The organism is Brevibacillus massiliensis (genome assembly GCF_000311785.1).
Lineage (GTDB): Bacteria > Bacillota > Bacilli > Brevibacillales > Brevibacillaceae > Brevibacillus_C > Brevibacillus_C massiliensis.
Genome location: NZ_HE978547.1, coordinates 53,594 through 73,025, shown reverse-complemented (window position 1 = coordinate 73,025; position 19,432 = coordinate 53,594). Strand labels below are relative to the sequence as shown.

General features: G+C 52.2%; 18 protein-coding genes. 17 read left to right on the top strand and 1 reads right to left on the bottom strand.

What is annotated here, in order from left to right:
- Positions 1 to 101: 101 nt before the first annotated feature.
- Positions 102 to 389 carry a septation regulator SpoVG gene (spoVG, locus tag HGBM_RS21545; protein ID WP_019123166.1) on the top strand — a complete coding sequence of 96 codons (288 nt, stop codon included), beginning with the start codon at positions 102 to 104 and terminating at the stop codon, positions 387 to 389.
- A 12-nt stretch (positions 390 to 401) separates the two neighbouring features.
- Here spoVG and HGBM_RS21540 read toward each other — a convergent pair whose 3' ends face one another.
- Complete coding sequence (locus tag HGBM_RS21540; protein WP_019123165.1) at positions 402 to 1,454, bottom strand: CobW family GTP-binding protein; 1,053 nt, start codon at positions 1,452 to 1,454, stop codon at positions 402 to 404.
- Positions 1,455 to 1,610: 156 nt separating this feature from the next.
- Between HGBM_RS21540 and glmU the strand changes: the two genes are divergently transcribed.
- The 16 genes from glmU (at position 1,611) to spoIIE (ending at position 19,418) form a co-directional block, all read left to right on the top strand.
- Entirely contained in the window at positions 1,611 to 2,987 is a 1,377-nt protein-coding gene (gene glmU, locus HGBM_RS21535; RefSeq protein WP_026074588.1) for a bifunctional UDP-N-acetylglucosamine diphosphorylase/glucosamine-1-phosphate N-acetyltransferase GlmU, read from the top strand.
- Between the two features lie 60 nt (positions 2,988 to 3,047).
- Positions 3,048 to 3,998: a ribose-phosphate diphosphokinase gene (locus tag HGBM_RS21530; protein WP_019123163.1), complete on the top strand. Its 951-nt coding sequence runs from the start codon at positions 3,048 to 3,050 to the stop codon at positions 3,996 to 3,998.
- An 86-nt stretch (positions 3,999 to 4,084) separates the two neighbouring features.
- Entirely contained in the window at positions 4,085 to 4,711 is a 627-nt protein-coding gene (locus HGBM_RS21525) for a 50S ribosomal protein L25 (protein WP_019123162.1), read from the top strand.
- Between the two features lie 142 nt (positions 4,712 to 4,853).
- Complete coding sequence (gene pth / locus HGBM_RS21520; protein ID WP_019123161.1) at positions 4,854 to 5,423, top strand: aminoacyl-tRNA hydrolase; 570 nt, start codon at positions 4,854 to 4,856, stop codon at positions 5,421 to 5,423.
- A 151-nt stretch (positions 5,424 to 5,574) separates the two neighbouring features.
- A complete protein-coding gene (locus HGBM_RS21515; protein WP_019123160.1) occupies positions 5,575 to 5,805 on the top strand; it encodes an anti-sigma-F factor Fin in 231 nt (76 codons plus the stop codon).
- Between the two features lie 135 nt (positions 5,806 to 5,940).
- Positions 5,941 to 9,510: a transcription-repair coupling factor gene (gene mfd, locus HGBM_RS21510; protein ID WP_019123159.1), complete on the top strand. Its 3,570-nt coding sequence runs from the start codon at positions 5,941 to 5,943 to the stop codon at positions 9,508 to 9,510.
- Between the two features lie 24 nt (positions 9,511 to 9,534).
- A complete protein-coding gene (locus tag HGBM_RS21505; RefSeq protein ID WP_019123158.1) occupies positions 9,535 to 10,596 on the top strand; it encodes a peptidylprolyl isomerase in 1,062 nt (353 codons plus the stop codon).
- 205 nt (positions 10,597 to 10,801) lie between these two features.
- Positions 10,802 to 11,344 (top strand): stage V sporulation protein T, encoded by a 543-nt coding sequence (spoVT, locus tag HGBM_RS21500; protein WP_019123157.1) that lies wholly within the window; start codon positions 10,802 to 10,804, stop codon positions 11,342 to 11,344.
- 102 nt (positions 11,345 to 11,446) lie between these two features.
- Positions 11,447 to 13,087, top strand: a complete 1,641-nt coding sequence (locus HGBM_RS21495; protein WP_019123156.1) for a putative polysaccharide biosynthesis protein — start codon at positions 11,447 to 11,449, stop codon at positions 13,085 to 13,087.
- A 19-nt stretch (positions 13,088 to 13,106) separates the two neighbouring features.
- Entirely contained in the window at positions 13,107 to 14,570 is a 1,464-nt protein-coding gene (gene yabN, locus HGBM_RS21490) for a bifunctional methyltransferase/pyrophosphohydrolase YabN (RefSeq protein WP_019123155.1), read from the top strand.
- A gap of 26 nt (positions 14,571 to 14,596) precedes the next feature.
- Positions 14,597 to 14,890, top strand: a complete 294-nt coding sequence (locus tag HGBM_RS21485; RefSeq protein WP_019123154.1) for an RNA-binding S4 domain-containing protein — start codon at positions 14,597 to 14,599, stop codon at positions 14,888 to 14,890.
- 123 nt (positions 14,891 to 15,013) lie between these two features.
- Complete coding sequence (gene yabP / locus HGBM_RS21480) at positions 15,014 to 15,298, top strand: sporulation protein YabP (RefSeq protein WP_019123153.1); 285 nt, start codon at positions 15,014 to 15,016, stop codon at positions 15,296 to 15,298.
- Positions 15,295 to 15,864: a spore cortex biosynthesis protein YabQ gene (gene yabQ, locus HGBM_RS21475; RefSeq protein ID WP_019123152.1), complete on the top strand. Its 570-nt coding sequence runs from the start codon at positions 15,295 to 15,297 to the stop codon at positions 15,862 to 15,864. Before yabP ends, yabQ begins: the two co-directional genes overlap by 4 nt.
- 23 nt (positions 15,865 to 15,887) lie before the next feature.
- Positions 15,888 to 16,196 carry an FtsB family cell division protein gene (locus tag HGBM_RS21470; protein ID WP_026074587.1) on the top strand — a complete coding sequence of 103 codons (309 nt, stop codon included), beginning with the start codon at positions 15,888 to 15,890 and terminating at the stop codon, positions 16,194 to 16,196.
- An 89-nt stretch (positions 16,197 to 16,285) separates the two neighbouring features.
- Positions 16,286 to 16,654, top strand: a complete 369-nt coding sequence (locus HGBM_RS21465) for a S1 RNA-binding domain-containing protein (RefSeq protein ID WP_019123150.1) — start codon at positions 16,286 to 16,288, stop codon at positions 16,652 to 16,654.
- 286 nt (positions 16,655 to 16,940) lie between these two features.
- Entirely contained in the window at positions 16,941 to 19,418 is a 2,478-nt protein-coding gene (spoIIE, locus tag HGBM_RS21460) for a stage II sporulation protein E (RefSeq protein ID WP_019123149.1), read from the top strand.
- Positions 19,419 to 19,432 lie beyond the last annotated feature (14 nt).

The window sequence follows — 19,432 nt, the reverse complement described above, 5'->3', positions numbered from 1 at the left end:
AGATTTTTTCTGTTTTTTTTACAATATTTCGGAAAGTGGAAGGAATATTTACCCATCATGTTGAAGTAGTAGGCAGGATCAGACAAAAGGGAGTGAACATGATGGAAGTCACTGATGTAAGACTCCGCCGTGTCAACACGGACGGAAGGATGAAGGCCATTGCATCTATTACCATCGACCACGAGTTCGTGGTTCACGATATCCGCGTAATTGACGGCAATAATGGCATGTTTGTGGCCATGCCGAGCAAGCGGACGCCAGATGGTGAATTCCGTGACATCGCTCATCCGATCTCGTCTACTACACGCGAGAAAATCCAGGCGGCTGTTCTGGCCGAGTACGAACGGGCCGGTTTGGAGGAAGAAGAACAGATCGAAGCTGGAGCGTAAAGAAAGAGCACCCTATACGGGTGCTTTTTCTTGTGGGTAGCACGCTTCCAGATCAGCGACAATCGACTGCTGATCGAGTCCCTCGCCGATAAAGACGGCAACCATTTTGGGACCAAAGTTTTCAAAGGGAAAGAGAAGGACCTGGTTTTCCGTCTGTTGGAAGGAAATCAGGTTGTTTTGGCCGACGAATTCGACGTAACCCTTGGCGCGATATACGTTTTTCGGCAATCCCCGCAAAAAGGTTTCAAACTTCTTGGCGTCAACGGGACCCTTAAAGCGATAGGAAAAGGTTTCAATACTGTGGTACAAGGAAGTCTGCCGCGGTGTGCTCATCCCGAGCGATTGTTTGAGCTTGTCGAGCGGTGAAAATCGGCCGATGCTTTTCTGGACGGAAGGACGGCGATTCGTTTCCTGTTGACGTTCCGCTGGTTGGCCGACAGAGCGGAAGGCCAGCCGTTTGAGCGTGAGAACAGCCTGGATGTCTGCTTCTCCGTGCACAGTCTCGCAGACAGGTGCGTCGGAATTGTATTCACTCAGCTTTTGCCTGACCTTGGCAAGTGTGTGGCTTTCGACGAGGTCGCATTTGTTTAACACGATCAGGTCGGCGGCCATGACCTGATTGCGAACCGTTTTTACCAGGGCGCTGTTCGAATGCAGGCGGGAGGTCAGGTCCAGAAAACGCGATGCGTCCACCACGCTGACGATGCCTTTCAATTCAGTATGTTCGTACAATTCCGGATGGGTCAAGGCGTCTATCAGGTCGAGGGGATCGGCGACACCCGTCGTTTCGATGATGATCTGATCGGGAGCAAAGGCGGTCATGATCTCTTTCAGGCTCTCTGCCAGCTCGCCGCGAATGGAACAGCAGATGCAGCCATCCAGCATTTTTTTCACCGGAAAACCCAAGCCTTGAATTTGTTCACCGTCGATATCCTCTTCGCCCATTTCGTTCATCAGGACGACCACGTTGCCTCCCTGCCCTCGCAAGTGCGCGAGCAGTTTTTGCAGGAAAGTGGTTTTCCCGCTGCCGAGATACCCGCTTAAGAGATAGATTTGTGCCGGCATTTTCCATACCTCCGATCCTAGAAAATACGTTATTTTTATGATAGCGGTCTCTTGTGAGAGCGTCAATTTTTGGACAGAAATCCTCCATTGGCTATCTTGAAATCACCATGTGATTAAGATATAGTCAGGATGGAACTTATAAGCTGGAGGTCTATCATGTCAAACATACATGCCGTGGTTCTAGCAGCAGGACAGGGCACGCGAATGAAATCTAAGCTTTATAAGGTGTTGCACCCGGTGTGCGGGAAACCAATGGTACAGCATGTCGTAGACACGCTTGCCGCCATGCGGGTGGAGGAGATTGTCGTCGTAGTGGGACATGGTGCTGATGCCGTCAAAGGCCTGTTGGGCGAGCGGGTGGCATACGCCCTGCAGGAAGAACAGTTGGGTACAGGGCATGCGGTCAAACAGGCGGTGCCTTTTTTGGCTGACAAAGAGGGAACAACACTGATCCTGTACGGCGATGTTCCATTACTCTCAAAAGAAACGTTATCAGCTTTGCTTGACTATCATTTGCAGCAGCAGGCGTCTGCTACTGTTTTGACGGCGGTTGTGGAAGATCCTGCCGGCTATGGCCGGATGATTCGAGACAATGCCGGAGAGGTACTGCGCATCGTCGAACATAAGGACGCCTCCGAGGAAGAACGGACGGTTCGGGAGATTAATACCGGAATCTACTGCTTTGACAACAAAAGACTGTTGGAAGCTTTGTCACAGCTAAATAATAATAATGCTCAAGGCGAGTACTATATCACTGATTGCATTGAAATTTTGCGCAAGGCTGGACAAAAGGTGTGTGCATTTGAAGCTGCTGATCCCGACGAGGCCAATGGCGTGAACGACCGGGTGCAGCTCGCCCAGGCGGAAGCGTATTTGCGCCGGCGGATCAATGAAATGCACATGCGCAACGGCGTTACGATCATCGACCCTAGCACGACCTACATCGATACGGATGTAACGATCGGCCGGGATTCGATTATTCTGCCGTCCACGATTCTCCGCGGCAAGACCAGCATCGGGGAAGACGCCAAAATCGGCCCTCATGTCGAACTGACAAATGTCATTGTGGAAGACGGTGTGACGATCTCTCACTCTGTTCTCGTCGATGCCCGGGCGGATGCGGGGGCCACTGTCGGTCCGTTCGCTTACGTTCGCCCCGGTTCGCATATTGGCGCCCGCGCCAAGGTGGGGGACTTTGTCGAATTGAAAAATACAAAGGTAGGCCCGGGCAGCAAAATCCCGCATTTGAGCTATGTAGGCGACGCTGAGATCGGCGAAGGCGTCAACATGGGCTGCGGTACGATTACGGTAAATTACGACGGCGCCCAAAAACATCAGACTATCGTCGAGGATGGCGCTTTTGTCGGCTGCAATACCAATCTGGTGGCTCCTGTCCGGGTTGGCAAAAATGCGTATGTCGCTGCCGGTTCGACGATAACCGAGGATGTTCCCGCAGACGCTTTGGCGATCGCTCGCGAGCGCCAGGTAAACAAGCCGGGCTACGTGGCGAAGCTTCCTCGCAAAACAAAGTAAGTCAAGCTTTATTTCCTATAAAAGAATAAAAAGGACTAAACGGAGGTTCCTAGAAGAAAAATGGCTAATTACCGCGACCCCAAACTGAAGGTTTTTACATGTAACGCCAACCCTGAGCTTGCCCGTGAGATCGTCGAGCATATCGGCACTCCGCTGGGCAATTCCGAGGCGGTTCATTTCAGCGATGGAGAGTGTCAAATAAAGTTAAATGAAAGTGTTCGTGGTGCTGATGTTTTCGTCATTCAGCCAACCTGCGCCCCTGTAAACGAAACCTTGATGGAGTTGTTGGTAATGGTAGACGCGTTAAAGCGCGCCTCGGCCAAAAGCATCAACGTCGTAATCCCGTACTACGGGTACGCTCGTCAAGACCGCAAAGCGCGTGCACGCGATCCGATCACGGCCAAGCTGGTCGCCAATCTGATCGAGACTGCAGGCGCCCACCGGATTATCGCCATGGACCTGCACGCGACGCAAATTCAGGGCTTTTTCGATATTCCGGTAGATCATCTGTTGGGAGTGCCGATTCTCGGCAAGTACTTCCAGGATAAGGGCCTGCCTGATATCGTCGTGGTTTCTCCCGACCACGGAGGGGTAACGCGCGCCCGCAAATTGGCGGAACGGCTGGAAGCGCCAATCGCGATCATCGACAAACGCCGTCCAGAACCAAACGTCGCGGAAGTGATGAACATCGTCGGGAATATCGAGGGTAAAACAGCTATTATCATCGACGACATCATTGATACAGCAGGGACGATTACCCTTGCGGCGAATGCGTTAGTCGAAGCAGGCGCCCGCGAAGTCTACGCCTGCTGCACCCACCCGGTTCTGTCCGGTCCTGCCATTGAGCGGATTGATTCGTCAAAGATTCGCGAATTGGTCGTAACGAACACGATTCCGCTTCCGCCGGAAAAACAGATCGAGAAAATCAAAGTTCTCTCCGTCGCGCCGATTATTGGGGAAGCCATCATTCGCGTCCATGAGGAATTATCCGTTAGCAAACTGTTTGATTAAACGACAGCCATGAGTCAAAACCTCCCTACCGGGACAAGCTAGAAACAGGGAAGAAATTTCTAGCTGCTCTGTAAGGAGGTTTATCTATGGAAACACTTCACGCCGCCATGAGAGTCACCGGAAGGGGAGGGCAAACGACGAACGCGTTGCGCCGCACCGGATGGATCCCCGCTGTAGTATACGGTTCGGAAATCGGGAATCTGCCGATCAAGGTAAAGGCCCTGGAGTTGGATCAGCTTCTCCGCAAGCAGCCTACCAATGTGCCGCTAACGCTGAGCGTAGACGGACAGGAATACGCGGTCATGATGTATGAGCTGCAGCGCCATCCCGTTCAGGGAAATGTGCTGCACGCCGATTTTAAACAGATCAATCTGAACGAAAAGGTACACACTACCGTCCCGGTTGTTTTGACTGGCCATCCAGAGTATGGGATTGCTTCACTCGTACGGCATAGTGTCGAAATTTCCTGCTTGCCCAAGGACATCCCGGAGACCTTTACGGCAAACGTAGAGGGAATGCAGGTTGGCGATGTCATTCTCGTCAAGGATCTGAACATTGCCCAAGGGATTGATCTGGAACTGGATGAAATGGAAGTAATCGTAAGCATTTTGCCTACGAAAGCTGCCTCCGACGAATCGATAGAAGCGGAAGGAGAAGCCGAGGCCCAGGCGGAAAAGGCCGATTCCCCTGTCAACGAAGCAGCCAAGGTGTAGAGGATCCAGGAACGGACAGCTGCGAAGTTCCGACTTTCGCCCCGGATTTTCAGTGACACTGTTTTTCCCCGCCTATATCCTGTACAATAAAGGGAGTGAATCAGCGAGTGTTTGCTTTACCTTGATCGTGGAGGAATCATCGATGAAAGTAATGATCGGATTGGGAAATCCGGGCAGGCAGTATGAAGATACGAGGCATAATGTCGGTTTTATGGCCATAGATAAAGTTAGTAACGAGTGGCAGATCCCCGTTTCCCAGAACAAATTTCGCGCACTTATCGGCGAAGGGCGGATCAACGGGGAGCGGGTGCTGCTGGTAAAACCGCAAACGTATATGAACTTGTCCGGCGAGTCTGTCAGGGAGATTGTCTCATTTTACAAATTAACGCCGGCAGACATTCTTGTGGTATTCGACGACCTGGATTTGCCCGTCGGCCGTTTAAAACTAAAGGAAAAGGGCAGCGCTGGCGGGCATAACGGGATCAAATCGCTGATCTCGCATCTGGGCACGCAGGAATTCAAGCGGATCAAGGTCGGGATCGGCCGTCCGGAACCGGGGCGGAATGTAAGCGATTACGTCCTCGGCTCCTTTTCGACTGGCGAGCACCCGCTGATCGAGCGGGCGGTCGCTCTGGCCGCTGAGGCGTGTGCCATGGCCGCGACAGAACGATTTGACCTCGTCATGAACCGATATAACACAACTGCCGGCTGACGTGCGAGACTCGTATTTTTTCACCCCCCAAGGGAGATACTATTGATGTAACATCTGGAAAAAATCCAGTTGCAGGAAGAGAGAAGAGAAGATCGCAGCAGTGATTCGGTCTTCCTTGCCGCCTTTCTGATGCCTTGGGAGGTTGAAACAATTGAGTTTTCTTTACGTCTGCCGCTGCTGTGGAATGAAACTGGGGGAGCTGGATCAAGCAGCCGTTTCTGAAGTAGAATTAGGACTGCATTCCTTGACCCCGGAAGAACGCCAACATATAATATCCAAAGAACGAGACGGGGATACCGTCGTTCGTGTCGTTTGCGATTATTGCCGAGACGCATTTAACCAGCATCCCGAGCTGTCCCTGGTAGGGAATCCGCTGCAGTAAGGGGATCCGGAGGTGTTTTGTTAAAATGCCGGCGGCACTTTACTTGAACGAAAGGTATACAGTCTTCAGGCCTTGGCTTATGGTGAAGCTAAGGCTATTTTCGCATGAGAGAGAACCGGAGAGGAGACTGCCTCAATGCAAGTCATTATAAACTCCATAAAAGACGATGCCCATTTCGGAACAATTATAGCGGGCCTGGCGCAAGGTCTGTCGGAACAATTGGTTTCCGGTCTTGCCGGATCTGCCCGTCAAGTGATGATGGCCGCTTTGTACCAACAGGCAAACCGGCCGATCTGTGTAGTCACTCACAATATGTATCAGGCGCAAAAGGTATACGAGGATCTGTCTGAGCTCCTCCCTGACGAGCAGCTTCTGCTCTATCCGGGCAACGAACTGATCGGATCCGAACTGGCGATTGCCAGCCCCGAGATGCTGGCCCAGCGGATACACGTCTTCAACCGACTGGCACAAGGCTTTTCGGGTATTTTGGTTGCCCCGTTCGCCGGTGTTCGCCGGTTTGTTGTGCCTTCCTCCGTATGGAAGGAAGCGCAGATAAAGCTTTCCGTCGGCGACGAGATGAACGTCGATGACTTCTTGGAAAAGCTGATTGAGCTTGGATATGAACGGGTCGAAATGGTCGAGCGAAAAGGCGAGCTGAGCGTGCGCGGCGGCATCATTGACCTGTTTCCGATCGATTCGGAATGGCCGATTCGGATTGAACTGTTTGACGTCGTGATCGATTCGATCCGCACCTTTGATATGGCGACCCAGCGCTCTCAGGAAAACGTTCAGACCTACACGATCGGCCCTGCGAAGGAAATGATCGTCTCTACAGACCTGCTGCAGGAGTCGGCGGTTCGGCTGGAAAAAAAGCTGGGTGAGACGCTTGCCAAACTGAAGGACGGAGCGGCGAAAGAGCGCGTGATGCAAAAAATTGGCGGCGACATCGAATTGATGCAACAAGGCCATCGCTTTCCCCAGCTTTTTTCCTATATTTCAGTCATTTATCCAAACCATGATACACTGCTCGATTACCTGCCTGCGGACACGATCTTATTTATCGATGAGCCATCGCGCGTGATCGATACCGCGGCGCAAATGCAAAAAGAAGAACACGAGTGGATCATGAACAGGGTTTCGCATGGGGAATTTATGTCAAGCCTGTCCCTTTCTGCCACCTACGATGATCTTTTGCACAAACGCCGCTGGCAGATCATCTATCAATCCCCGTTCTTGCGGCAGACGCCAAAAACGCAGCCGCAAAACATCGTCAATATTAATTGTCGGACGATGCAAAACTTTCACGGTCAGATGAACGTATTAAAGACTGAGTTGGCCCGTTGGCGAAAGGGACACAACCAGATCGTGTTCGTCGCCGCCGACGTGGAGCGTGCGAAGCGGCTGGAGCGGGTGCTGAGCGATTACGAGATGGAGGCTGACCTGCTGCTGGAGGAGGCTCAGACGGTACCGCAGGGACGGCCGACGATTATCCTTGGAAACCTGCAGAGTGGGTTTGAGCTTCCTTTGAACAAATTGGTCGTCGTGACCGAAGGGGAAGTTTTCACCGCCAAGCAGCGAAAAGCCCGCAAAGTTCAGCAGACGATGAGCAATGCGGAGAGGATCAAGAACTACATGGAATTAAAGCCGGGAGATTACGTCGTTCACATCAACCACGGGATCGGCAAGTATCTCGGCATCGAAACCAAAGAAATCCTCGGCATTCACAAGGATTACCTGCACGTTCGCTACGCCGGCGGAGACAGTCTGTTTGTACCGATCGAACAGATCGACCACGTCCAGAAGTACGTGGGCAGTGAAGAGACTGAGCCAAAAATTTACAGCTTGGGTGGGAACGACTGGAAACGGGTCAAAAACAAGGTGAAGTCATCTGTCAAAGACATCGCCGAGGACCTGATCAAGCTGTACGCCGCCAGAGAGGCGTCGGTCGGGTTTGCGTTTCACCCGGACACGGCGGAACAGCGGGAGTTTGAGGCGATGTTCCCCTACCAGGAGACGGCTGACCAGCTCCGGACGATTCAAGAAGTGAAAGCGGACATGGAAAGGCGGCGGCCCATGGATCGGCTCGTCTGCGGCGACGTCGGTTACGGCAAGACAGAAGTAGCCATCCGGGCTGCCTTTAAAGCGGTGATGGATGGGAAGCAAGTGGCGGTCCTCGTTCCTACGACCATTCTGGCCCAGCAGCATTACGAGACGTTTTCCGAGAGATTTGCCGACTATCCGATCCGGGTGGAGGTGCTCAGCCGATTCCGCTCCCGCAAGGATCAAAATGCGACGATCAAGGGATTAAAGGATGGCACAGTCGATGTCGTTATCGGTACCCACCGCATGTTGTCCAAAGATATCGTCTTCCGCGATCTGGGGCTGTTGATTGTCGATGAGGAGCAGCGCTTTGGGGTGAGCCACAAGGAAAAGCTGAAGCAGCTCAAGACCAATGTCGACGTCCTGACCTTGACTGCGACGCCGATCCCGCGGACGCTGCACATGTCGATGCTTGGTGTCCGCGACCTGTCCGTCATCGAGACACCGCCGGAAAATCGCTTTCCGGTACAAACGTATGTGATGGAATACAGTCCTTCCCTCGTACGAGAAGCGATTGAACGGGAATTGGCGCGCGAGGGGCAGGTATTCTTCCTGTATAATCAAGTCCAGGGGATCGAGCAGATGGCCGAACAGATCTCGCAGTTGGTCCCTGATGCCCGCATCGCGGTCGCCCACGGCCAAATGAACGACTCCGAACTCGAGGCAGTGATGCTGGATTTTCTCGATGGGCAGTACGACGTGCTGGTAAGCACGACGATCATCGAGACAGGAGTAGACATCCCCAATGTGAATACGCTGATCATCTACAACGCGGACAAGATGGGCTTGTCTCAGCTGTACCAGCTCCGCGGTCGCGTGGGACGGTCCAATCGCATAGCCTATGCCTACTTCACGTACCAACGCGACAAAGTGCTGACAGAGGTTGCCGAGAAACGGCTGCAGGCGATCAAGGAGTTTACCGAACTGGGTTCCGGGTTCAAGATCGCGATGCGCGACCTGGCGATTCGCGGCGCCGGCAACCTGTTGGGAGCGGAGCAGCACGGGTTTATCAATTCCGTAGGATTTGATTTGTACAGCCAAATGCTCAAAGAGGCGATCGACGAGCTAAAAGGAGAGCAGAAGGTCGAGGCAAGCTCGCCTGTTGAAATCAACCTGCAGATCGACGCCTATATTCCTTCTTTGTACATTACGGACAGCCGCCAGAAGATCGAAATGTACAAAAAATTTGTCGCGGTTTCATCGCTCGAAGAAGTGGATGACTTGGCGGCGGAGCTGCTCGACCGGTTTGGCGATATCCCCAATCCGGTGGAAAACCTGCTGACCATCTCACGTTTGCGTGTCTACGCCATCCGTCACCGAATTGTTGAAATTAGTCAAAAAGATCCTGATGTGATTAAGTTATACTTGCATCCGGACCAAAACAACAACATTGACGGCGGTGCGCTGTTCGCCTTGACCGGCAGCTGGGATCGGCGAGTCGGACTCTCGGGTGGACAGCAAATCATTATAACTGTTAAAGTAAAAGGGTTACGAATCGAAGAAGGCGTACAGATGGTTGAGAAATTGCTGAGCCAATTCCATTTGGTTCGCAAAGACACCAGTAAGGGCGAGGTGATAGCCGATGAGCTGGAGGTTCGTCCATAACGAAGAAGGGAGAGTCGTCTTTACATGAAAAAAGCGACTAAGTTTTTTAACAAACGATTCGCCTTGTTGATTTCAGTGGCGGCGCTCGCTGTGTCCCTTGTCTCCGGATGCGGGAAAGGCGAGCAGGACCAGGCTGCCAAGCAGCCGTCCGCCGATGACCCTCTAGCCCAATTTCCGGCCTTGACCTTTCCGTACAAGGAGGATCCGAACGCCACATTGGCGGAGTATAAGGGCGGCAAGTTGACTGGAAAAGAATTTGCTGCTTTTCTGCGGACACTCAATTTCATGAATCCGCAGGAAGGCATGATGATCGAGGCAGCAGATAAAGCATCCTTGGAGAATTATTTGCATCAGTACATGGCAACCAAAATTCTTGCCGAACGGGCTGATGACAAGACCAAAGCTGCATCCAAGGAGCTTGGAGAGAAGACCTTCGAGCAGATTAAAACCCAGTATCTGTCACTGCTCGGCGGTGACGAGGCTAAATTTACCAAGCTGATGGAGCAGCAGGGGATTACGAAGGATGAAGTAGTTGGCATGATGGCCGCGATTAACGATTCTGTCGAGGTTTTGGACAAGAATTTGACCGATGAAGCACTGAAGGCGGAATACGATAAAGAGCTGAAGGCCGACAAAAACGCATTTACAATCGCAAGCGTTCGGCACATTCTGATTTTGACGGAAAACCGGAAACCGGAAGAAGCCCTGAAAATCGCCAACGACCTGGAAGAGAAGCTGAAAAAGGGCGAGGATTTTGCCACACTGGCCAAGGAGCATTCGGAGGACCCCGGGAGCAAGGACAACGGGGGCTTGTATAAGGATGCTTATGTAAACCAGTGGGTTCCGGAATTCAAGGAAGCTGCCCTTACCCAGAAGATCGGCGAAATTGGTCCTCCGGTAAAAACGAGTTACGGTTACCATATCATCCGCGTAGAAAGCCGGGCGGAAAAGACCTTTGACCAGGCTAAAGAAGAACTGCGCAAAAAGGCGCTGCCCGAGCAGTACGAGAAATTTGTCAAGGAAGATTTGGACAAGCTGGTAACGGCATGGCATGTGCCGGAAATTACCCAACAGGCAAAATCATAGGCGGGGAGTCAATATGACTCCCTGTTTTTTTGGTCGCATATTCTTCTTTAGGCAGTGAATACTAAAAGCACTCACCACCCGGGGATAGTGTAGAGGTGTAAATAATTTACAAATACCGCACATAGTAAAAAACAGGGTTTACGGACAAAATACAGGTAATGCAGAAGCCACCACCCAATTTCTCAAGAAAGCGAGGCAACAAGGAATGAAGGCAACTGGAATTGTTCGTCGAATTGACGACCTCGGACGGGTCGTGATCCCGAAGGAAATCCGTCGAACGCTGCGTATTCGTGAAGGGGACCCTCTTGAGATTTTTGTTGATCGTGACGGGGAAGTGATTTTGAAGAAGTATTCGCCCATTGGTGAACTTGGTGACTTTGCAAAAGAGTATGCTGATTCGCTATACGAAAGTCTGAACCACATCGTGCTTATCTCTGATCGGGACACCGTGATTGCCGTCTCCGGGGCCTCAAAAAAAGAATACATGGACAAGCCGATCGGCAATATTGTAGAAAAATCCCTGGAAGACAGGAAGAGCCGGGTCGAAAAAAACAGCGGGCAATACGAAATATGCCGGGATTTACCAGAAAACTACTCCTCCTTTGTTGTTGCGCCGATAGTTGCCGGTGGCGATCCGATCGGAGCAGTCATTCTGCTCAGCAAGAGCGACACAGCCAAGATGAGTGATCTGGAATTAAAAATGGCCGAGACCGCTGCGGGCTTTTTGGCCAAACAAATGGAGCAGTAATCTCTGAGCAGTCCGTGATGATCGGGCTGCTTTTTCTACGTTGTACGGGTTGTGTGGTATAATGGACGAAGTTTGTGGGCTGAGAGGAGATCGTAAATACATATGTCGAGTGACAGAAGCGCCAACCACTTCGTCAAAGGTGCCGCCATTTTAGGGATTGCCGGTCTGCTTTCAAAGGTACTGGGTGCCGTCTACCGCATACCGTATCAGAATATAGCCGGTGACATAGGTTTATACGTATACATGCAGGTGTATCCGCTTTATACCACACTGTTGATTTTGGCGACAGCCGGCTTCCCGATCGCCATTTCCAAAATCGTCTCCGAACGCTTGGCAGTCGGCGATCCCTTGGGTGCAAGAAAGACATTTCGGGTTGCGAGTACAGTCTTGGGCGTGCTCGGGATCCTGTTCTTTCTCTTGCTGTATTTTGGAGCGCCGCTGATCGCCAGCATCATGGGGGACGAGCACTTGATCTTGCCGCTTAGGGCGGTTTCCTGGTCGCTGCCGCTCGTGCCGGTGGCGGCGATTATGCGGGGCTATTTTCAAGGCCACCAGAATATGATTCCGACAGGAGTATCCCAGGTTGTCGAACAGCTGGTGCGGGTAATTGTCATCATTTTCGCCGCCTACTGGGCGATGTCCGCCTATGACGATGCCTACCTGGCGGGGACGGGCGCTGTTTTTGCAGCGCTTCCCGGAGCTTTTGCCGCTGTTGTCGTCTTGTTTTACTATTGGCGGCGCACCTCCCGCAGCCAGGCGGCAAGGATCCCGCACGGCTACCGCCAGAGGGTGGAGAGCGTCAGCAACAGGGAAGTGCTCCGCAGTATTTGGAACTACGCGCTGCCTATTTGCGTCGGGGCTTTGGTGCTTCCGTTGATCCCGCTGGTGGACGGCATCACCGTAAGCAATCTGCTGCAGTGGAGCGGCCTTGATAAAGATCAGGCTGTACTGCTGAAAGGGGCGTTTGACCGCGGACAGCCTCTGATCCAGTTTGGGACGTTTTTTGCCACGTCGCTGTCGCTGGCGCTGGTTCCGGCGATCAGTGAAGCTGTCGCCCAACAAAAGCATCAGGTGATCTCATACCGCACAGAGGTTGCCCTGCGTCTCACCGTTTTGCTTGGCTTGCCGGCCTCGTTCGGGCTTTCGCTGTTGGCCGAGCCGATCAACATCATGCTGTACGGCGATTCCAACGGCACAGAGGCGCTTGCCATTCAAGCCTTCACCATTTTGTTTGCGACGCTGAGCATTGCCACATCCGGCATTCTGCAAGGGTTGGGGAAAGTGGTCCTGCCGGCGCGGCATCTGTTTTTTGGCGTACTGGCCAAATTGCTGCTCAACCTGGCGTTCGTGCCGCTTTGGGGCATCTCGGGCGCGGCGTTGGCTACAGTCATCGCTTATCTGCTGGCGATGTCGCTCAACTTTAAGGCGATTTTACGTTATACAGGGGCAAAGCTGCGCATGCGGCAAATTTTTGGGAAGCCATTTCTCTCGACCGTGCTGATGAGCGTGATTGTCCTCTTTGTCGAGAAAGGTTTGTACGCCGTCCTTGCCGGCGGTGCAAACACTGACGGACGGCTGATTCAGACAGTGGTGGCCTTAGGTGCCGTTTCGGCCGGCCTTGCTGCCTATGCTGTCGCGCTGCTGGTGACCGGCGGTTTGACCCGTTCAGACATGCGCTTTTTGCCCAAAGGAGAACGTTTGGCCAGTCTGCTCACTCGGTTAAAATTACTTCGTAAAGAGTAGTACAGGAGGTTTGGCGCGAATGACCGGAAAAATTATCGTAGTCGGTCTGGGGGCGGGGACATTGGACCAGCTTCCGCTTGGCTGTTATAGATTGTTAAAAAACGGGAATCGGGTATATGTTCGTACACGGGAACATCCGGTGGTGGAACAGTTGGAGCAGGAAGGCGTAGCCGTGACATCATTTGACGATGTGTACGAACGGCACGGGACGTTTGATGCCGTCTACTCCTCGATCGCGGCCTCGCTGCTCGATCAGGCGAAGCAGCAGGGGGAACTGGTCTATGCCGTGCCGGGGCATCCGCTCGTAGCCGAAAAGACGGTACAGCTGCTGCTCAAGGAAGCTCCCCAGCAGGACGTTTCCGTCGAGGTCAAAGGAGGACAAAGCTTTTTGGACCCCCTGTTCGCCAGACTTCAGATTGATCCGATTGACGGGTTTGCTCTCCTGGACGCGACCAGCATCCGCTCGGAGCAGGTCAATCCGCTGCTGCATACCGTCATCGCTCAGGTGTACGACAAGCTGACCGCTTCCGACGTGAAGCTGACGCTTATGGAAGTGTTTCCCGACGAATACCAGGTAACGGTGGCCACGGCTATCGGAGTAAGCGGATTGGAGCGGATCGAGTCGATTCCGCTGTTTGAACTGGACCGGGTAGAGCACCTGGGGAATCTCAGTCTGGTATACGTTCCGCCGACGCAGGAGCAGGCGGTCTTAAACAGGCAGTTCTACACGTTGAAGCGGATTGTCGAGACGCTGCGCAGTCCGGAAGGCTGCCCTTGGGATCGCGAACAGACCCACAGCAGCATCCGCAAAAACCTGATTGAAGAGACGTATGAGGTACTGGAAACGATCGACGATGACGATCCCGATGCCATGTGCGAGGAGCTGGGCGATCTGCTGCTGCAGATTATGCTGCATGCGCAAATGGCGGCGGAAGACGGATTTTTCACGGTGGAAGACATCGTCGCCGGGCTGAACGAAAAATTGATTCGCCGGCATCCGCACGTCTTTGGGGAGGGGGGTGCCAGCAACGCCGATGAAGCTTTGGCCAACTGGCAGGAGATAAAGGCGCAGGAGAAAGCGGCGAGAGGGCAGGATATCAACGCCCAATCGAAGCTGGCCGGGATTCCGCGCGACCTGCCTGCCCTTATGTATGCGTATAAACTGCAAAAGAAAGCGGCTGCGGTAGGGTTCGACTGGGATCAGATCGCCGACGTATACAAGAAAATCGAAGAAGAATACCGGGAATTGCGGGAAGCTGATCCGGCCGAGCAAGCGGGGGAATTGGGCGATCTGCTGTTTGCTGTCGTAAATCTTGCCCGTTTCCTTAAAATCGACCCGGAAGAGGCTTTGGCACTGACAAACCGTAAATTTACGAACCGCTTTTCCTACATCGAGCAGAAGCTTCGGGAATCGAACCGGACGTTTGAACAGACCGATCTTGCCGAGATGGACAAGTGGTGGGAAGAGGCCAAAACGCGGTGACGAACGTCGTAAAGGAGTGTGTGAAGATGAGGCTTGACAAGTTCTTGAAAGTGTCGCGGCTGATCAAGCGGCGCACCTTGGCCAAGGATGTGTGTGATCAGGGACGCATCGAAATCAACGATCGGCCGGCCAAGGCATCCAGCAACGTAAAAATCGGCGATAAACTGGCGATACGCTTTGGACAAAAAGTAGTGCACGTCCAAGTGGAAGACCTGAAGGAGAACCCGCGGAAAGAAGAGGCGGCGTCCCTGTACAGGGTACTGGGCGAAGTGCCCGTGCCCCGCGATGAAAAGGAAGAGGAAGCCTACCTGAAATGGTGACTTCTTTCGCTTCGGTTTTGTTCTAAAAGGACATCCCTCCCCATAACATGGTACAAGAACCCGCTGAAATCGCTCCGCCTGGCACAGGGGCGATTGCGCTGATGTCACGAGGGAGGGTATGCCATGTATGACCAATCGAAGCGACCCCGTCACGAGGTAGTGATGATTAACCGCCGCAGCTTAGCCATTTCTGGTGTAAAAAACGTCGAAAGCTTTGACAGCGAAGAGTTTTTGCTGGAGACGGAAGCGGGGTTTATGACCATTCGCGGACAGAACCTGCATATGAAAAACCTGAGTCTGGAAACCGGTGAGGTTGCGATTGAAGGCCTTGTACACGAAATGGGGTACCTTGAACAGGGGCAGACCGGAGACCGTACTAAAGGATTCTTCGGCAAGTTATTCAAGTGAGCCTGAACGTTCAATTCCAGACCATCGCCTTTATGTCGTTGTGCGGGGTTCTGATGGGCATTGGTTTCGACACGTATCAAGTGTTTAAGGGAAAAGGGCGAATTCCGCGATGGCTGGTTTTTTTATTGGATTTGTCATTTTGGCTGTGCAGTATCTGGCTGGTCTTTTTTGTGCTTGTCCGCGTGAACGATGGGGTGGTGCGTCTACCGATCTTTCTCGGCATATTGGCGGGAGCATATGTGTACTTCGTCCTAGTAAGTAAGAAGTATATTCAACTGCTCTTGATCGTGATAAAATTCTGTAAGTGGTGCTATCGAACAACGCTTTTATTGATTCAGGCGCTGATTATTAGCCCAGTTCGCTTTATAGTCCGACTGGTATGGACGCTGTTGACGTTTCTCTTTTCCATATTATTGGCAATTGGCAATTTTTTATGGAGAATCATACGGTTTCTTGCCTCTCCCTTCGTCAATTGGAGTCGGAAGATCGGGAAAGGTTTCGGTCGGGCTAAGACAGGATTTTGGTATCGGATGAAGAATTGGTTTAAGCCAAAGCCGAAAAAGTAGCTGTAAAAGGTGGAGAACGATAGATGAGGCAAGCCCCGTCCCCTGTAACCAAGAGAGGGCAAAAGCGGAGAATACGGATGTTTCTGATCGTCATGTTCGCAGTCATCGGCTGGACGGGCTATACGGCTTACATGCAGAGCGGGATATTGGACGAAAAAGCAACCCAGTTAAAGCAGCTCCGTGAAGAAGAGGCTGCTGCCAAACAGCTGCACGCGGAACTGGCGTACAAGGCAAACCGCTTGAATGACAAGGAGTATGTGGCCGAGTTGGCCCGCAAGCAGTACTTTATGACGAAGCCTGGCGAGATTCTTTACGTCATACCTGAAAATTAGTTGATGCGCGGATGTCGTTGACATCCTTTTTTTCCTTTTCTATAATTTAAATGTTCTTAAAATTCTAGAAGAGGAGGCAATCCGCGTTCATGGGTGTTGAAGTGGGCAGCAAACTTGAAGGGAAAGTAACAGGCATCACCAGTTTTGGAGCATTTGTAGAGCTGCCTGGGGGAATTACCGGACTTGTTCATATTAGCGAAATTGCCGATACATACGTAAAAAATATCAATGAACATCTAAAGGTTGGCGATATGGTAACCGTTAAAGTGATAAACATTCGCGATGGGAAAATCGGCCTGTCGATTAAGAAAGCAATCGACCGTCCGGATGTGACCCCTCGTCACCAGCGGGAACGTGGAGATGCATTTGAAGATAAGTTAAATCGTTTTTTGAAAGACAGCGAGGATCGTCTATCTTCTTTACGAAAACACATTGACAAAAAGGGACGCAGCCGCTAGAGAAAAATATCTTTGCAAACGCGGAAAATGACGATAAAAAGAGGAAGGTCATTTCAAAGATATGACGAATTAGATTACTATAGCCCGTTTCGCTAGCGCGAATCACCTACCGGCCGACGTTGAGCGCCAAAAACGTCGGCTATTTTTTTTGCAAAAAACGGCTGTTTTTTTAAAAGGATAATTTGTCGTACGATTCTTGGAATACAGATCGAAGGTTTGACAAATTTTATCGTGCCCGCTCCGTATAATGAAGGTCACAAGATCACAGAACGGGTGGTGCAAAGATATGATGAACAAAGGTCAAGTTATCTCACAGTTGAATTATTCCTGGTCGCAAAGAGTCATGAATCAGTGGACAGAGGCAATGTCATCGGCGGGGGAACGAGTAGCCGAGTTTGTCCGCAGGTGGAATCTGCTGCCGATCGCCATGGCGTTTCTGTTGGGACGAGCCTCTATCCTCGATGAACTCTCCCCGTTTATCGTGCCTTATTTTATGGTGATGTACTACATTAGAAGAGATTGCCTGACGGTAAGCGGACTGGCGCTGCTTGCCGGGGCGTTTACCTTATCTGTCCCGATCGGGATGGAAGCAGCCATAAGCCTGGTAGTGGCATTTACCGCCTGCAAGCTGTCGGAGCGGTTTCGCCGGAAGGACTTTTCCTTTACTCCGCTGATCGTCCTGGTCACGGTCTTTGTCAGTCACCTGCTGTTTGAAGTGCTGACCAATCAGATTACGACGTACGGCGTCGTCATGGTAGGCGTGGAATCGGTTCTCAGCTTCGTCCTCACCTTGATCTTTATTCAATCGCTCTCCATTGTCCATCTGGCCAAGCCCTATGAACCGTTGAAAAACGAGGAGATCGTCTGTCTGGTCATCCTGCTCGCTTCGCTGATGACCGGGACCGTCGGCTGGATGATTCAGGGGATCTCGATGGAGCATGTCCTCTCACGTTATTTGCTGGTGCTGTTCGCCTTTGTCGGGGGCGGCACGGTAGGGGCAGCGGTAGGAGTCGTCACCGGACTCATCCTGAGCCTGGCCGACGTCAGCACGCTGCAGCAAATCAATTTGCTGGCCTTTTCCGGGCTGCTCGCCGGTTTGCTGAAAGAAGGCGGCAAATTGGGGGTTTCTGCCGGTCTTTTGATCGGCACTTCCATCATTGCGATTTACGCCGGTGCAGAAAACACGCTTTATCCCTCGTTGATTGAAACATCATTGGCAGTGGCGCTCTTTATCGCTACGCCCGCCTCTTTATGGAAAAAAGTTTCCCGTTTTATTCCGGGAACTCCCGAAAATCTGCAATCTCATCAGGAATATATGCGGCGGGTGCGCGATGTAACAGCAGGAAAGATACAAAAATTTTCCGAGCTGTTCACGCAGCTCTCCCGCAGTTTTGCCCAGACGGCTGAAACGCCGGGCGGGGACGAACAAGTGGAGGCGTTCCTTGGCGGGGTGACGGAATCAACCTGCCAGCGCTGCTGGAAAAAAGCGCAATGCTGGGAACGGGACGCTTCACTTACCTATGAGGCGATGAGGTCAATGATAGAGACTGTGCATGAGCAGGGCAGTTTGAAGGGCACACCGCTGCCCAAGGAATGGGAGAGAAAATGTGTAAAGACAGGCAAAGTAGTGGCCGCCGTGGAGCGGGAATACGAGCGCCTTGTGACGTTCAACCAGTTGAAAAAACAGATTCGCGAAAGCCGCAAGTTGGTGGCTGACCAGCTTTCCGGCGTTTCCCGGGTAATGAGTGATTTTGCCAGAGAAATTAAAAGGGAGGGAATTGAGCTTAGTTTTCAGGAAAAACAGGTATCCCGGGCATTGGAAGGACTGGGGCTGTCGATCCGCAGAGTAGATATCCACAGTTTGGAGGAGGGGAAGGTTGATATTGAGATCATTCAGCCTACCTGCTATGGGCGGGATGAGTGCGCGAAGGTAGTGGCGCCGATGCTGACGGAGATATTAGGCGAGAATATCGTTGTGAAGGAACGCCACTGTGAAGCATTTCGAGACGGCACCTGCAAAATGTGCCTCAGCTCCGCCAGGACATTTGAAATAGACATAGGGGTTGCCGGGGCGGCGAAAGGGGGGAAATTGCTGTCCGGCGACAGCTTTAAGACCATGGACCTCGGCAACGGGCAAATGGCATTGGCGATCAGCGACGGGATGGGCAACGGAGAACGCGCATTTATGGAGAGCCAGTCTGCTTTGGACATGCTGCAGCAGCTGCTGCAGTCCGGAATTGATGAAAAGCTGGCGATCAAAACGGTGAACTCCGTATTGTCCCTGCGTTCAACGGATGAGATTTTTGCGACCGTCGACCTGGCGTTGGTGGATCTGCAAACCGCCCAGACCCGTTTTGTTAAAATAGGTTCTACACCCAGTTTTATCAAGCGGGGAAATGAGGTGATTACCGTCATGGCAAGCAATTTGCCGGCGGGCATCCTCGACGAAATCGATGTGGATGTCGTGACCCGCACCTTGAAGCCCGGCGATCTGTTGATCATGATGACAGACGGCATCTATGAGGCTCCGCGTCACATCGAAAACCGGCAGATGTGGATGAAGCGGTTAATCTCCGAGTTGGAGACGGACAACCCCCAGGATGTGGCCGATCTGCTGTTGGAAAAAGTGATCCGGCATCACTACGGAGAGATCGTTGACGACATGACTGTTTTGGTGGCGAAGGTGGAGAGGTTTGTCCCGGAGTGGTCCGCGATCCAGGTTATGGGGGTGGAAAAAGTAGAGCGTCCGCGAATCGTAAGCTGACCATGTAGGTTGGA